Raw genomic sequence first — 14921 nt, 5'->3', positions numbered from 1 at the left:
ACGTCCGCGCCGCGATATCCCACTACACCTATCGTGTATGGGCTGTGGCGCCCGGGTGTCCGCCGTCAGGAGCCGGTGATCGACCAGTGCCACGGCTCCGAGGGCAGGTTCACGTACCCGTACCTGTGGGCGTTCGCGGACAGCCACCGGAACGCGTCGCTGTCCCGGGGGACGGACGAGCCGTCGACCGTGAGGTCGACCGCCAGGCCGACCTCGTGCAGCGAGGTGCCGGGAATCGCCGTCGGCACGCGGCACGACGACGGCGGCGCGGTCCAGACGTCGGGGCAGCCGTTGATCTTCCGCAGTTCGATCTGCCGCTGCTTGGTCCGGAACCCGCCGCCGGACAGGATGATCCCGTGGTACCGCGCGTCGGCCAGCATCCGCCGGAAGGCGAACGCGACACTCTTGTGCACGGTGATGCCCTCGACGGTGGTGGTGTCGGCCGTGGTGAACCCGGCCTGGACATCCGTGACGACGGTGCGGCTGATCGCGGCGGCCTGCGCGGCGATCTCGGCCGAGTGGTCGAGAGCGGCGAGCCTGCGCTGGTATTTGCGGACCACCGCGGAGATAATGCGCCAGGCGACGGTGGCCCGGTCCATGGCGACCGTGGCGGTGCGGGCGGCGGCCTGCGCCGACTTCAGCGCCGCGGCGGCATCGCGCGCCTGAACCCTGCGGGTGTTCACCGCCTTCGCCGCGGCGGTGACGGTGTTCTGCATCCGGGTCACCGCGGCCGGGTCGCGGGGCCGCTGCAGCGACACCACGATCAGCCTGTTCCGCGCGCTGGTCAGCGCTTCCCGCGAGAGCACATACCGGGTACGGGCGGCCGCGTCGGCGGCGACGGCCGTGGTGAGCGTGGCCTGCGCGGCATTGTGCGTCCGGCGCGCCGCGGAGAGCCGGCGCGACCGGGCCGCCAGGATGGCGCGCCGGGCGGACAGCGCCTTGCGGACCTTCACGTACTGCGGGGTCGGGGTGAGGCTGTGGTACATCAGCGAAGCCCACCGCTGCGCGCTGCCCGGAACCTCTGCCGAGGCCGGCCCGGCCACCCCGACGGCGCCCAGGCACGCCGCGAGAGCCGCGGTGATCGCCGCGGCGAGGAGTCGCCGGGCTCGGGTCCGGTGCTGCCGGTCGGGTCGAGCTTCCGGTCGTCGCGTCACTGGGTGCGCCCCTCCGCCTGATCGGTCAGGGCTGCGCAGCGGGCCGGCTGCCGGATCTGTCGTTACCGGCGCGGGTCCGCCCGTGGCCGTGCGCCGACGCGGGCATACGGCTGAGCCCCGAGGTATCAGACGAGACTGATCCCCGGCGGGTGCAGCCGAGTGCCGGTGGCGGAGCGGGGAGGTTGCCGGGACCGGCGGTTAGCCGCGCGCGGCCGCCGAGTTCCGGCTGACCATCAGCCGGGCGGCGTCGACGGCCTCGAAGTCGGCGCCGGTGAGCCGCTTGAGCGAGTGCAGCTGGTCGTTGTTCCACCGCTCGTCGGGCGCACCGCTGATGTACCAGGCGGAGCCGTTGTCGGCCACGATGGCGCCGTAGCGTTGCAGGGCCCGCACGATGGGCCGGGCCTGGGGCGGGAAGCGGTTCGGGTCGACGCCGGCCCGCAGCCGCAGCCGCAGACCCATCGGCGGCAGCGCCGCGTCCTTGCGGCCGGCGTCGTGGCGGGCCGGCCACAGGTGCGCCGCCTGGGAGCGCGGCACGGTGATCCGTACGGCGTGGTCGACGTGACCGGCGGCGACCTCCTCGTACCGGACGAGGCCGGCCAGGACCGGCAGGCCGGCGGCGTCCGCGGAGGTCCAGCCGTCCGGGCGCAGCCGCTGACTGCGCAGGTCGTAGACCGCGCCGGAACCGGCCCGCCAGCCGTTGCCCGCGGGGTGGGCGTCATACAGCTCGTACGCCCGGCAGGCAGCCGGGTCGTACACGATGATGTGCCGGTCGCCGGTGGCGGCGGGACCGCCCTCGATCTTGGCGTTGCGGGGGATCGGGTACGGGCCGGGGTCGCTCTCGTCGGCGTACTCGAAGCGCACCGGGACGCGGGCGGTGCCGGCCCGCGCGACGGTGACCGGGATGCCGATCGGCCCGCCGTCCCACTGCCCGGAGCCGAAGTCGGCGGTCAGGGCGGCACGGGTGCCGATGCTGGCGACGTACGTGGCCGAGCGGGGGTGCCGCGGCAGCCGGGAGACGTCGGCCCGCCAGTAGCTGCCGGCCGGCACCGGGTCGCAGGCGGCCGCCGCCCGGGCTTTGGCCGTCGGAGTCGCCGACGCGGCCGGGGAACCCGGCGCCGTGGGGCTCGCCGATCCGGCCGGCGGGACCGCCTGCCGGGCGGCCGCGGACCCGGCGGCGGTCGGCGCCGGGGCGCCGTCGACCGGGGTCCGCCCGTCGCTGCAGGCGGCCGCGGTGAGGAGGACGGCCGCTGCGACGACGGCTGCTCGGACACGCATGGCGGCCATTGTGCCGCAGGAACAGCCGAAAGTACCGGCCCGGTCCGGGCGGCGCTAACCGCCGTACGCCGAGCCCGCCATGTCGTCCGGCACGCGCCTCGCCAGCGAGGTCGCGGGCCGGGGTTCGGCCGGTGCCTCGGCGAGCCGCCGGATCAGCCGCCGGACGATGAGCAGCGGAACGATGCCGACCACGCCGAACGACATGTCGATCAGTTCCCACCACCACGGCAGGTGGCGGATCGGCGCGGCGATCAGAGCCAGCGGAACGATCGCGACGCAGCAGATCATCGCCCACTCGACGACCCACACGTTGCGGACCGGATCGCGCCACGGTCCCCAGAAGGCGATCGCGATGACCACGTGGGCGAAGGCCAGCCAGTCGGTCCCGTAGGCGATGAACGGGTAGTCCCGGCCCGTCGCGGCCAGCCCCTCGTGCACCCGGTCGATCCACGCGACCAGCGCGGCCGGCGCGGGCACCGCGTGCAGGAGGTCCGCCACCATCCGGGTCTCGGCGACCAGCGGGAACGCGGTCACGCCGCTGATGATCAGGCCGACGACGAAGACCAGCAACCACGCGCGGATCCGGCTCACCGTACTCATGATCAAGAACGTAGGTCCTGCCGTGGGGTCGGCGCGACCCCGCACACCGAACCTTCACATGTTCCGCTCTGACGCCAGCATGGCACCCGGTGGTGCCATGCTGGCTTGCAGTGGTGCCATGAGTGTGCCATCATGGCACCATGGACTTGACCTCGTATGTGAGCAACCTCGGACGTGAGTTCGCCACGCTGGCCGACGCCGGCGGTGAGGAGTCGCGTGCGCTGGTCGAGCGCCTGACCGGGTCGCTCGAATCGGCGATCCGGATGACGCTGCTGGACGCGCTGTCGGCGGCCGCCGACGAGATCACCCGGGAGCTGGCACCGGGCTCGGTGGAGATCCGCCTGCGCGGCCGGGACCCGAATTTCGTCGTGACTCCGCCACCGCCGCTGGCGCTCCCGGCCGAGGAGGCCATGGCGCCGGGCGGCCCCGCGCCGGACAGCGACCCGCTGCTGGCCGACGACGGTCCCGCCGCGCGGATCAACGTGCGCCTGCCCGAGCAGCTCAAGGCCGCGATCGAGGAGGCCGCCGCCAGGGAGGGCCGCTCGGTCAACGCCTGGCTGGTCCGGGCGGCCGCCACCGCCCTGCACCGGCCCGAGCGGGACCCGCGTCCCGAGACGCCCGGCGGCGGCAAACGCAGCAGGCAGGGCTTCACCGGCTGGGTGCGCTAGCCGCACCGCACGCCGTCCGGCCATCGCGTCCCCGGCCTGCGGGGACGACTCACCCACCCATGATTCGGGGACAACCATGCCACAGTACGAGACGCCCGAACCGATCTCCGTCACGCTCGAACTCAGCGTCGGCGACGTACGGATCGCCGCCAGCGACCGCATCGACACCGTCGTCGAGATCCGCCCGACCGACGCGGCCGACGACTCCGACGTGCAGGCCGCCCGGCAGGTCCGTGTCGACTGCGCCAACGGCACGCTCCAGGTCACCGGCCCGAAACGGGTCTTCGACTTCTCCCGCAAGACCCGATCCGTCGACGTGTTGATCGAACTTCCCACCGGCTCCCGGGTCTCCGCCCACCTGCAGATGGGCGACCTGCGCAGCGCGGGGCGTCTCGGCGAGTGCCGCCTCAGAACCACCGGCAACGTACGGCTGGAGCGCACCGGCCCGCTGCGCGTGCACACCGGGGCGGGGCACGTCGCCGCCGACGGCGTCACGGGCGACGCCGAGATCTCCACCGGCACCGGCTCGATCCAGATCGGCGACGTCGAGGGTGCCGCCGTGGTCAAGAACTCCAACGGCGACACCACGATCGACGCGGTCACCGGCGACGTGCGGGTACGCAACGCCAACGGCGACATCCACCTCGCCCGCGCCGACGCCGGCGTCGACGCGAAGACCTCCAACGGCAGCATCCGCCTCGGCCAGGTGGCCCGCGGGTCGGTCGTGCTCGGCACCGCCTGCGGCGACCTCGACATCGGCATCGCCGAGGGCACCGCCGCCTGGCTGGAGATCAACACCGGTTTCGGGCAGGTACGCAACCTGCTGGACAACGCCGTCGGGCCCGACGAGGCCGACCGGACCGTCGAGGTACGCGGCCGCACCTCCTACGGCGACATCACCATCCACCGCTCCTGACCGCCCGGAGAGAGGCAACCATGACCAGCACGCCACCCCGGCCGGCGATCGCCGCGACCGGGCTGCGGAAGTCGTTCGGCGACCAGGTGGTGCTCGACGGCATCGACCTGCACGTCCCCCGCGGGACGGTCTTCTCGCTGCTCGGCGCGAACGGCGCCGGGAAGACCACCACGGTCAGGATCCTGTCCACACTGTCCAGTGCCGACGCCGGTGACGTTCGGGTCGCCGGGCACGACCTCGCCCGCGAACCGGACGCCGTGCGCGCCGCGATCGGGGTCACCGGCCAGTTCTCCGCCGTCGACAACCTGCTCACCGGCGCGGAGAACCTGCAGCTCATGGCGAACCTGCACCACCTGGACCGGGGCGCGGGCCGCCGTCGCGCCGCCCAGCTGCTCGACCGGTTCGACCTGACCGAGGCGGCCGGGAAGCCGGCAGCGACCTACTCCGGGGGCATGCGGCGGCGGCTCGACCTGGCGATGACCCTGGTCGGCAACCCACAAGTGATCTTCCTCGACGAGCCGACCACCGGGCTGGACCCGCGCAGCCGCCGGACCATGTGGCAGATCATCCGGGACCTGGTGGCGGGCGGCGTCACCATCTTCCTCACCACGCAGTACCTGGAGGAGGCCGACGAGCTGGCCGACCGGATCGCGGTCCTCGACCGTGGCCGGGTGGTCGCCGAGGGCACCGCCGAGGAACTGAAGCGCCGCATCCCCGGCGGGCACGTCCGGCTGCGGTTCGCCGATCCCGGGGGTCTCGACGCGGCGATGAGCGTGCTGGGTCGGGCCGTACGCGACAACGACGCGCTCGCCCTGCGGGTGCCCAGCGACGGCAGCCTGCGCTCGCTGCGCGACCTGATCGGCCGGCTCGACGACCGGGCCATCGAGGTCGACGAACTGTCCGTGCACACCCCCGACCTCGACGATGTCTTCCTCGCCCTCACCGACCAGAAGGTGACCGTCCGATGAGCACCCTCACCGCCCCGGCTCCGCGTTTCCACCCGCTGCGCGACTCGGCGACGATGCTGCGCCGCAACCTCAAACGCATGCTGCGGTACCCGTCGATGACGGTGATGCTCGTCGGCATGCCCGTCGTCTTCCTGCTGCTGTTCGTCTACGTCTTCGGCGGGACCCTCGGCGCGGGGCTCGGTGCGGCGGACGGGCGCGCCGCGTACGCCAACTACGTGACGCCCGCGATCATCCTGATGACCATCACGGCCACGGTGCAGGGGACCGCGATCTCGATCGCCATGGACATGACCGAAGGCATCATCGCCCGGTTCCGTACGATGCACATCGCCCGCGTCTCGGTGCTGACCGGACACGTGCTGGGCAGCGTGATCCAGGCGATGGTCGGCCTGGCGATCGTGATCGGCGTGGCGGTGCTGGTCGGCTTCCGCCCCACCGCCGGCCCGGTCGGCTGGCTGGCCACGGCCGGGTTCCTGATGGTGGTGGCGTTCGCGCTGGTCTGGTTGGCCGTCGCGCTCGGGCAGGTGAGCAAGAGCGTCGAGACCGCCAGCAACCTGCCCATGCCGCTCGTGCTGCTGCCGTTCCTGAGCAGCGGGTTCGTCCCCACCGACTCCATGCCGGCCGGTGTGCGCTGGTTCGCCGAGCACCAGCCGTTCACGCCGATCATCGAGACCCTGCGCGGGCTGCTGCTGGGCACGCCGATCGGCAACCACGCGTGGATCGCGCTGGCCTGGTGCGCCGGCATCGGGCTGGGCGGGTACCTCTGGTCGAAACGACTGTTCAACCGCGAGCCCTGAACCGCCTACGTGTCGCCGAGGTCACGGCCGGCCCCTACTCCACCGGCCCGGTGAAGCTGCCGTGCCGGCCCGCTCCCGCGGCGAAGCGGGCCGCGCCGTCCACGCCCTCGCGCCACACGACGGGGACACCGGCGACGCCCTCGGCCCGCAGGGCCTCGGCCACCGGGAGATCCAGCCCGGCGTACGTCGAGGCCCGGTCGGCCAGCACGCACGCGAACGGGAACGCCGCGATCTGCTCCGCGAGCTCCCGCGCGGCCTCGACCCCCCGGCCGGGCTCGACGACCCGGTTGGCCAGACCGATCGCCAGCGCCTCGGCGGCGTCGACCGGGCGGCCGGTGAGGATCAGGTCGAGCGCCCGGCCCAGGCCGATGATCCGCGGCAGCCGCACGGTGCCGCCGTCGATGAGCGGGACGCCCCACCGGCGGCAGAAGACGCCCAGGACGGCGTCGCGCTCGACCACCCGCAGATCGGCCAGCAACGCCAGCTCCAGCCCGCCCGCCACGGCGTGCCCGCTGATCGCGGCGATGACCGGCTTGCCGAACTGCATCCGGGTCGGCCCCATCGGCCCGCCACCGGCCCCGTCCGGTGCCAGCTCGTTACGGCGTGCCGGGTCGGCCACCGCGGTCAGGTCCGCGCCCGCGCAGAACGTCCCACCCGAACCGGCCAGCACCGCTACCCGTTGACCGGGGTCCGCCTCGAACCGCTCGAACGCCGAGCGCAGCTCTGCCGCCATCGGCCCGTCGACGGCGTTGCGCCGGTCGGGCCGGTCCAGCCAGATCGTGGTGATCGCGCCGTCGACCTCGACACGTACATCCGCCATGACAACCTCCGCGGCGCACTCTATCGCCGCGGTCGGGCCTGCCCGGCCGTGGTCCGGTCAGACGCCCGAGGGATACGTCTCCAGCTCCCCGACGCCGACGGTGCGCAGGTGCAACGGCCGTACCGCCGCGGAGTGGTCGAACCAGCAGAACGCGTCGTACCGCTCGCCGAGCACTGTGGGCACGTAGTTTCCCCACCGTTCCCGCTCGGGGCGGTAGACCACGCCGATCGCGCGGTGGGCCAGCTCATCGGTCAGCACGTCGGGCCGGTCCGTCCGGGGCAGGACGCACACCGCCCGCTCGGGTGCCGCGGCGTGCAGCACCTCCTCCAGCGAGTCCGGGCGGCCGGGCGGGACCGGCATGACCTCCATCGGTGCGCCCCACGCGTCCCCGGCGACCACGGTGCCGTGGTGGGTGCCGAAACCCACGAGCACCACCCGGTCGGCGCCGTGGCGTTCGCGGGCGAGCTGACCGATGTTGACCTCACCGGCGTCGGCCATGTCGGTCGCGCGGGCGTCGCCGACGTGGGTGTTGTGCGCCCACACGATCGCCTTCGCGCCGGGGCCGTAGTGGTGCAGGAGCCGGTCCAGGGTGTCGTCCATGTGCCGGTCCCGGACGTTCCAGGACTGCCGCCCGCCGCGCACCATCGCCCGGTAGTAGCGTTCCGCGCCGGCCACGACCTCGGCGTTCTGCCAGGCGCCGAACCGGGCGGCCCCGTCGGACCCGGCCGCCGCCCGCAGCGCGACGAGCAGGTCGACCACTTCGTTCTCGCAGTCGGTCGGCACGAGCCGGGTCGCCCACGCGTACTCGTGCACGTCCTCGCCGTACGGCTCGAAGCAGCGCAGGGCCGCCAGCGCGGCCGGCAGCCGCTCCGGATCGTGCAGGTGCAGGTAGCCGAGGATCTCCCGCAGCGACTCCCACAGCGAGTACACGTCCAGCCCGTGGAAGCCGACGGGCTCGTCGACGGTGCTGTTGCGCACGCGCAGCCAGCGGGTGAAGTCGACGACCTCCTCGTTCGCCCACATCCAGGTCGGCCACCGCTGGAACGCCAGCAACGCCTCGCGCGGGTCGGCCGGCGCGTCGGGCCGGCACCGTACGCTGCGGTCCACCCGGTCGCAGTCGGGCCAGTCGCCCTCCACCGCGAGGAAGGAGAAACCCTTCTCCTCGATCAGCCGGCGGCTGATCGCCGCACGCCACGTGTAGAACTCGTGCGTGCCGTGCGTCGCCTCGCCGAGCATGACGACCCGGGCGTCCCCGATGCGGTCCAGCAGGACGTCCAGGTCGCCGGGGTCGGTCAGCGGTGTCGCCAGGGCGTACACCTCGTCGCCGTAACGTCCCATGGCAGCTCCTGATCGGCCGGGCCCGCCCGGCTCAGCGGGAGGCGTCCGCGTAGCGCAGGACCGCCCCGATGCCGTGTTCCAGCGGCGCCTCGTCCGGTCCGACCAGGACCAGGTCCGCGCCGGTGCCCGCGATGGCGCGCACCAGCGCGGCGTCGGCCCTGACCCGCTGCGGATCGGAGACGCCCGCGTCGCGCAGCAATTGGTCGTCGACCGACACCAGCGTCGGGTCGTCCGGGGCGATCCACAGGGTGTCGGTGGAGGACTGGTCGTCGACCAGCAGCACCGTGTCGACCTGACCACGGGGGAGCCGGGCGACCACGTCGGGCAGACCGCTGCCCGCGGTGCCGTCGCCCCGCTGCGCCCGGTAGCGGTCGACGACGTCGCGGACGTGCCGGTCGGCGCACTCGGCGACCGCCTGGATCGTCACGTCGTCCAGGGCCGTCTCGTCGCTGGCGTGCCGGGATCCGGCGTCGGTGGAGACCACGCGGTCCTGCCAGCGCTTCGGCAGCCGCCCCGGGAACGCCTGCACGGCCCGGACGTCCCCGCCGACCACGATGACCTCCGCGCCGACGGCCTCCGCGAGGTCCGCCGCCGCCGCGGCCACGTCGCCGGCGTTGCGCTTCCAGGACTCCTCGACCGCCTTCAGGTAGTGCAGGTGCGACCAGCCGCCGACATGCACCTTGCGGATGGGGAACGTGGCACGGCCGGTCACCTGCCGGTGCCGGGGCGCGCCGCCCACGGCGAGGGCGTCCAGGTCGGCGCCGGTCCGGTCGGCCAGCACCCGCACGTAGGGGATCTCCTCGCCGCGCTGGGCGATCAGCGGCATGATGTGCGGCAGCGGTTCCAGGAACGCCCCGTCGGTGGCCGGGGGAGCGGACATCGTCTCCAGCATGACCACCTCGCCGTTGCGGGCGAAGACCGCCAGGCCGTACCGTCCGGGCTGGTAGGGGTGGTTCCGGACGGCGTCGGCGACCGCGTCGAGGGTGGCCGCGTCGGCGCCCCGCTCGGTCAGGCTCTCGCGCAGGGCACGCCAGCGCAGGGCCACCTCGTGGTCGGCGTTCGCCGCGTTCCGCGTGGCGTCGAGGTACACCGACACCCATGAGCCCGGACTGTCGAACAGCGGGCGCAGGAAGTCGAGGTTCATGGCGGCACCTTCCGCTGGTCGTCCGTTCGACAGCTGGGTACCCACGGTTCGCCGGGACTCACCTGGAAGAGGGCATTTCGTACCCGGAATGTCAGCCCATGGCTCAGCGGGCGGACAGCAGGTGGGTGGCGCGGGGCGGCCCGTCGGCCAGCGACAGCGCGCACTCCTCGGCCTCCCGATCGCTGCCGGTCAGCCGGCCGGTGTGCTGCCGCCGGTGCTCGTCCCAGCTCGGCACGAGGTACGCCTCGACGAATCGGCCCGGCTCCTCGCCGCTGCGGAACAGACCCCAGCGCACCGCACCGGTCCGCAACCGGCTGCGGCGCACCGCCTCCATCGCCGCGACGAACGCCTCCTCGTGCGCCGCGCTGACCGGATACGAGACGGTGACCAGCACCGGCCCGTCGTGGTCGTCCGGCTCGGGATCGAGGTGCGGCTCCGGCCAGAACACCGCCGGCTCCCGGTTCATGGCGGCCGTCTCCCGCATCGGCCACCAGCGTGCCGTGACCACACCGGCCGCCATCACCGCGGCGGCGGCCAGATACGCCGGGACCAGGCCGAAGCCGTCGGAGAGCGCACCCCACAGGAACGCGCCCGCGGCCTGCGCCCCGGCGAAGACCATCTGGTAGATGGCGAGGCCACGGGCGCGTACCCAGTTCGGCAGGAACAGTTGCATGGCGGCGTTGATGCTGGACAGCACCATGACCCACGCGACGCCGGCCGGCAGCAGCGCCAGCACCACGACGGTCTCGGAGCGGGCCAGCCCGAGAACGACGAGGACCGTGGCGAACGCCGTGCCGGCGAGGACCAGCAGCCGGTTCATCGGCCAGCGCGTGTGCAGCCGGGGCAGCAGCAGCGCGCCGGCCACCGCGCCGACACCGACGGCGCCGAGCAGGATCCCGTAACCGCCGGAGCCCAGGCCGAGGCGGCGGCTGGCGACCAGCGGCAGCAGCGCCCAGAGCGCGCTGCCCGGCACCAGGAACAGCGCCGCGCGCAGCAGGATGCGCCGTACCACCGGGGAGTGCCGCACGTACCGGCCGCCGGCGCGTACCGCGGCGGTGAAGCGTTCGGGCGCGTCGGCGAGGGCGGCGGCCGGCGGATGCCAGTGCCAGAGCGCCAGGACGAAGACGGCGAAGCTGAGGGTGTTCAGGCCGAACACGACGCCGGCGCCGGTCCGCGCGATCAGGACACCGGCCACCGCCGGGCCGACCGCACGGGCCAGGTTCATGCTGATCGCGCCGAGCGCGGACGCGGAGGCGAGCTGCGGGCGCGGAACCAGCTCGGGAATGATCGCCTGCCAGGCCGGGGCGGTCAGGGCCTGTCCGGCGCCGAGGGCGAAGGTCAGTGTCAGCAGCAGCGTCGCCGGCATCCGGTCGGCCAGCGTCAGCACGGTCAGCAGCGCACCAACCGCGACCAGGAAACACTGGACGGCGATGAGCAGCCGCCGCCGGTCCAGCGTGTCGGCCAGCGCCCCGGACGGCAGGGCCAGCAGCACGATCGGCAGGGTGCTGGCCGTCTGCACCACGGCCACCAGCGTGTCGGACCCGGACTGTTCGACCAGCAGCCACTGGGCTCCGACCGTCTGCATCCAGGTGCCGATGTTGCTGGCCAGCAGCGCCAGCCACAGGCTGCGGAAGGCGGCGATGTGCAGCGGCGCCCACGCCGACGGCGCGCGGATCGGCGGTGCGGAGGGCTCGGCGCTCACGTCGTCTCTCTACCCAGCCGTGGCGCGGACTAGCGTCCCGGCTCGGTGATCCGGGTTCAGCCGGTGGCGCGGGGGCGGGTGGTCACCGCGGACAGCGGTGCGGCGACATCCTCCAGGGACTTGCCCTCGGCGTCGACGCCGAGGACGACCTCCACGATCCCGCCGACGACCATCACCGCGGCACCGATGAGGTACCCGACGAACAGCCTCGCCGGGTCGCCCGCGCCGATGAGGTGGCCGTAGAAGACCGGGCCGATCGCGCCGAAACACTGGGCGATGGCGAAGAACACCGCGATGGCCTGCGCCCGGATCTCCAGCGGGAAGATCTCGCTCACCGTCAGGTACGCCGCACTGGCGCCCGCCGAGGCGAAGAAGAAGATCACGCACCAGGCGATCGTCTGCGTGATCGCGTTCAGCACCCCCGCGTTGAACAACACGGCCGTGACGGCCAGCAACACGCCCGACAGCAGGTACGTTCCGGCGATCATCTTGCGCCGGCCGACGACGTCGAACAGGTGCCCGAGGGCCAGCGGGCCGAGCAGGTTGCCGACCGCGAACGCGATGAGATACAGCGGTGCCTTCTCCTTCGGTACGCCGTAGAAGTTGGTCAGCACCAGCGTGTACGTGAAGAAGATCGCGTTGTAGAGGAACGACTGGGTGATCATCAGAGTGGCGCCCAGCACCGAGCGGGACGGGTACTGCCGGAACAACACGCGCAGCAGGGACAGGTAACCGTGCGGCCTGCCGGGCCGGATCTCGATGGCGCGCGACTCGTCGACCGGGTCCAGCTGCTGGCCCGAGGCCTGCACATCGCGTTCGATGAGCGCGATGTTCTCCTCTGCCTCGTCGGCACGACCGTGCATGATCAGCCAGCGGGGGCTCTCCGGCAGGTGCCGGCGCAGGTTCCAGATGCAGGCCCCCAGGACCGGTCCGATCAGGAAGCCGATGCGCCAGCCGACGTTGATCGCCATGTGATTCAGCAGGATGAAGGTGCCGAGCGTGCCGATGATGGCGCCGCCCCAGTAGGTGCCATTGACGCCGATGTCGACGCGGCCGCGGTACTTCGCGGGCATCATCTCGTCGATCGCCGAGTTGATGGCGGCGTACTCGCCGCCGATGCCGCAGCCGGCGATGAAGCGTGTCAGGTACAGGAAGACCAGGCCGGCGCCGTCGCCGCTCCAGGTCAGCGCCGTCAGGGCGTTCCCGGCGAGATAGATGGCCAGGGTCACGATGAACAGGTTCTTGCGGCCCAGGGCGTCCGAGAGGCGGCCGAACAGCAGCGCGCCGAACACCTCGCCGAGCAGGTACACCGTGGCGATCGCGCCGACCTGGGTGTCGCTCAGGGCGAGGGTGGCCTGGTCGGCGAGGACGGGACCGATCGCGCCGGCGATGGTGATCTCGATGCCGTCCAGCACCCAGGCGGTGCCCAACGCGATGATCATGCGAGTGTGGAACGGCGACCACCGGAGCCGGTCGATGCGGGCGGGAATCAGGCTCCGGATCGGACCGGCGTCGTGCATCCGGTCGCGCCCCTCGACGTCCTGCGCCATCGGCCACCTCCCATGTCGTCGCCTACCGCCGCAGTACCCAGAAGACGGTCCCGATAGCCACGCGACATGCCACCATCCATCAACCGCGCGGGCGTCTACCGGGCAGCGACGCCGCGACCGGCGTCCTTCCTGGACCGGAGTTCCGCCCCGCGGTGCTGCTCCAGTGCGGCGTCGACGTCCGCATCGCTGAGCTGCGTGAAGTCGGCGTACCACCGGCCGACCGCGGTGAAGTCCTCCGGGGCGTGCAGGCAGACGACGCTGTCGGCGTCGCCGGCCATCAGGTCGCAGGCCCGCCGCGAGCAGACCGGCACGGCCACGATCACCTGGCCGGGGTGGTGCCCGGCCAGCCAGCGCAACGCGGCGTGGGCGGTGACGCCGGTGGCGAGACCGTCGTCGACCAGGACCACGGTTCGTCCGGTCACCGACGGCGCGGGCCGGTCCGCCCGGTACCGGCGCAGGCGGCGATCGAGTTCGGCGCGTTCCGCCGCGACCGTGTCGGCGAGGTCGTCCTCGGTGAGGTCGAAGTACCGCAGGGCGGTGCCGTCGAAGACGGGCGGCCCGTCCTCGGCGATCGCGCCGACGCCGAACTCGGGCTGACCCGGTGCGCCGATCTTGCGGGCCAGGACCAGGTCCAGGTCGGCGTCGAGCCGCCCGGCCACGGGCACCGCAACCGGTACCCCGCCGCGCGGCAACGCCAGCACCAGGATCCGTCCCGGCCGACCGGACGCCGGCATCCGGAAGGCGAGCTCGTCGGCCAGTGCCCGGCCCGCCTCATCCCGATCGGCGAAGATCATCGCCGGGCTCCGGGGGAGGCCAGGTGGTCGGTGAACCACTGCCCGGCCTCCTCGGCGACCCGCGTCAGGGCGCCGGGTTCCTCGAACAGGTGCGTGGCGGCCGGGATGATCCGCAGCTCCGCCGTCACCAGCATCGTGTTGCGGGCCTGTTCGTTGAGGTCGCGGACCTGCGCGTCCCGTTCGCCGACGATGAACAGCGTCGGCGCGGCGACCTCGATCAGCGCCGGACCGGCCAGATCCGGACGGCCACCGCGGGACACCACGGCCCGGATCACGCTACGGCGGTCGGCCGCGGCCACCAGCGCCGCCGCCGCACCCGTGCTCGCGCCGAACAGCCCGATCGGCAGCACCGCCGTCTGCGGCTGCTCACCCAGCCAGTCGATGACCCCGATCAACCGGTCGGCCAGCAGTCCGATGTCGAACCGCAGGTCCCCGGTGCGGGCGTCGGACTTCTCCTCCTCGGGGGTGAGCAGGTCGACCAGCAACGTCGCCAGGCCACTGTGGTTGAGCGCCTCGGCCACCGCGCGGTTGCGCGGGCTGTGCCGGGAACTGCCGCTGCCGTGCGCGAACAGCACCAGCCCGTACGCGTGTTCCGGCAGTACGAGGTCACCGTCGAGCGTGGCCCCCGCGACCGCGATCCGGTCGGTGGTCGTCCAGGCGGTCATCGTCATCCTCTCCTCCCGTTACCGGCCGTCGACTCACCCGCACGTCCGGCATTGCGCCTCGTGCCCGTGCCGGCGCAGTACGGCGACCGCGGCGCGGCGGGCGTCGGTGAACGCCTCCCGGCAGGCGACGGGACTGCGGTGGACGGCCGGGCACTGCGCCGCGATCGTCCCGTCCGGCGCCGGAAGCAGCCACCACCAGTGGCCGTCATCGCTGCCGACGATGCGCGGCGTCGGGCCGTGTCCCAGCAATGCCAGTTCGTGCATCGCCGCGGTGTGGTCCGTCGCCGGTGGTCCGCTGCGGGCGATGAGGTCGGCCGCGCAGTCGGTCCGGCTGATCAGCCGCCACACCCATCCCTCCACCGTCTGATCCAGGCTGAACCTGATCATGTGCTCCTCCCCGTGTGTCGCGAAGGCTGGGTGGGGCCGCTGCGCCCGGACGGCGACGAGCCGTCGAGAGAGGGGCGGAGCCGGTCGGAGGTGGGCTCGGATCCCGGCTGGTTCCCGGTCCTCGCGCCAGGCCTTCTCGGGTC

General features: G+C 73.1%; 15 protein-coding genes. 4 read left to right on the top strand and 11 right to left on the bottom strand.

Annotated features, from left to right (window positions below):
- Positions 1-65: 65 nt before the first annotated feature.
- The 3 genes from ACMCNN_RS17360 to ACMCNN_RS17350 all read right to left on the bottom strand — a co-directional run bounded on the left by ACMCNN_RS17360 (position 66) and on the right by ACMCNN_RS17350 (position 3029).
- Complete coding sequence (locus tag ACMCNN_RS17360; protein WP_412741543.1) at positions 66-1154, bottom strand: M15 family metallopeptidase; 1089 nt, start codon at positions 1152-1154, stop codon at positions 66-68.
- 198 nt (positions 1155-1352) lie between these two features.
- Positions 1353-2429 carry a hypothetical protein gene (locus ACMCNN_RS17355; protein ID WP_412741542.1) on the bottom strand — a complete coding sequence of 359 codons (1077 nt, stop codon included), beginning with the start codon at positions 2427-2429 and terminating at the stop codon, positions 1353-1355.
- A gap of 54 nt (positions 2430-2483) precedes the next feature.
- The gene (locus ACMCNN_RS17350; protein ID WP_412741541.1) at positions 2484-3029 is read right to left on the bottom strand and encodes a hypothetical protein; all 546 of its coding nucleotides are present in this window, start codon (positions 3027-3029) and stop codon (positions 2484-2486) included.
- A 140-nt stretch (positions 3030-3169) separates the two neighbouring features.
- Here ACMCNN_RS17350 and ACMCNN_RS17345 point away from each other — a divergent pair, with 140 nt between their 5' ends.
- The 4 genes from ACMCNN_RS17345 (at position 3170) to ACMCNN_RS17330 (ending at position 6378) form a co-directional block, all read left to right on the top strand.
- Complete coding sequence (locus tag ACMCNN_RS17345; RefSeq protein WP_412741540.1) at positions 3170-3697, top strand: YlcI/YnfO family protein; 528 nt, start codon at positions 3170-3172, stop codon at positions 3695-3697.
- Between the two features lie 76 nt (positions 3698-3773).
- Positions 3774-4613 (top strand): DUF4097 family beta strand repeat-containing protein, encoded by an 840-nt coding sequence (locus ACMCNN_RS17340; protein ID WP_412741539.1) that lies wholly within the window; start codon positions 3774-3776, stop codon positions 4611-4613.
- A gap of 20 nt (positions 4614-4633) precedes the next feature.
- Positions 4634-5581, top strand: coding sequence for an ATP-binding cassette domain-containing protein (locus ACMCNN_RS17335; protein ID WP_412741538.1), 948 nt, complete (start codon positions 4634-4636; stop codon positions 5579-5581).
- A complete protein-coding gene (locus tag ACMCNN_RS17330) occupies positions 5578-6378 on the top strand; it encodes an ABC transporter permease (protein ID WP_412741537.1) in 801 nt (266 codons plus the stop codon). The genes ACMCNN_RS17335 and ACMCNN_RS17330 overlap by 4 nt, the downstream gene beginning before the upstream one ends.
- Positions 6379-6412: 34 nt before the next feature.
- Here ACMCNN_RS17330 and ACMCNN_RS17325 read toward each other — a convergent pair whose 3' ends face one another.
- The 8 genes from ACMCNN_RS17325 to ACMCNN_RS17290 form a co-directional block, all read right to left on the bottom strand.
- Positions 6413-7198 carry a crotonase/enoyl-CoA hydratase family protein gene (locus ACMCNN_RS17325; RefSeq protein WP_412741536.1) on the bottom strand — a complete coding sequence of 262 codons (786 nt, stop codon included), beginning with the start codon at positions 7196-7198 and terminating at the stop codon, positions 6413-6415.
- Between the two features lie 57 nt (positions 7199-7255).
- A complete protein-coding gene (locus tag ACMCNN_RS17320) occupies positions 7256-8536 on the bottom strand; it encodes an erythromycin esterase family protein (RefSeq protein ID WP_412741535.1) in 1281 nt (426 codons plus the stop codon).
- Between the two features lie 31 nt (positions 8537-8567).
- Complete coding sequence (locus ACMCNN_RS17315) at positions 8568-9680, bottom strand: Vms1/Ankzf1 family peptidyl-tRNA hydrolase (RefSeq protein ID WP_412741534.1); 1113 nt, start codon at positions 9678-9680, stop codon at positions 8568-8570.
- 103 nt (positions 9681-9783) lie between these two features.
- Positions 9784-11382: an MFS transporter gene (locus ACMCNN_RS17310; RefSeq protein ID WP_412741533.1), complete on the bottom strand. Its 1599-nt coding sequence runs from the start codon at positions 11380-11382 to the stop codon at positions 9784-9786.
- A gap of 56 nt (positions 11383-11438) precedes the next feature.
- Positions 11439-12932, bottom strand: coding sequence for an MFS transporter (locus ACMCNN_RS17305; RefSeq protein WP_412741532.1), 1494 nt, complete (start codon positions 12930-12932; stop codon positions 11439-11441).
- Positions 12933-13027: 95 nt separating this feature from the next.
- Positions 13028-13726 carry a phosphoribosyltransferase gene (locus ACMCNN_RS17300; RefSeq protein ID WP_412741531.1) on the bottom strand — a complete coding sequence of 233 codons (699 nt, stop codon included), beginning with the start codon at positions 13724-13726 and terminating at the stop codon, positions 13028-13030.
- Positions 13723-14391 carry a dienelactone hydrolase family protein gene (locus ACMCNN_RS17295; RefSeq protein ID WP_412741530.1) on the bottom strand — a complete coding sequence of 223 codons (669 nt, stop codon included), beginning with the start codon at positions 14389-14391 and terminating at the stop codon, positions 13723-13725. Before ACMCNN_RS17295 ends, ACMCNN_RS17300 begins: the two co-directional genes overlap by 4 nt.
- A gap of 33 nt (positions 14392-14424) precedes the next feature.
- Complete coding sequence (locus ACMCNN_RS17290) at positions 14425-14778, bottom strand: hypothetical protein (protein ID WP_412741529.1); 354 nt, start codon at positions 14776-14778, stop codon at positions 14425-14427.
- Positions 14779-14921: the final 143 nt, after the last annotated feature.

It is taken from the genome of Krasilnikovia sp. MM14-A1004, from assembly GCF_047159485.1.
Classification (GTDB): Bacteria; Actinomycetota; Actinomycetes; order Mycobacteriales; family Micromonosporaceae; genus Actinoplanes.
The sequence above is the reverse complement of the archived record's forward strand: the minus strand, read 5'-3'. Positions and strand labels throughout refer to the sequence as shown.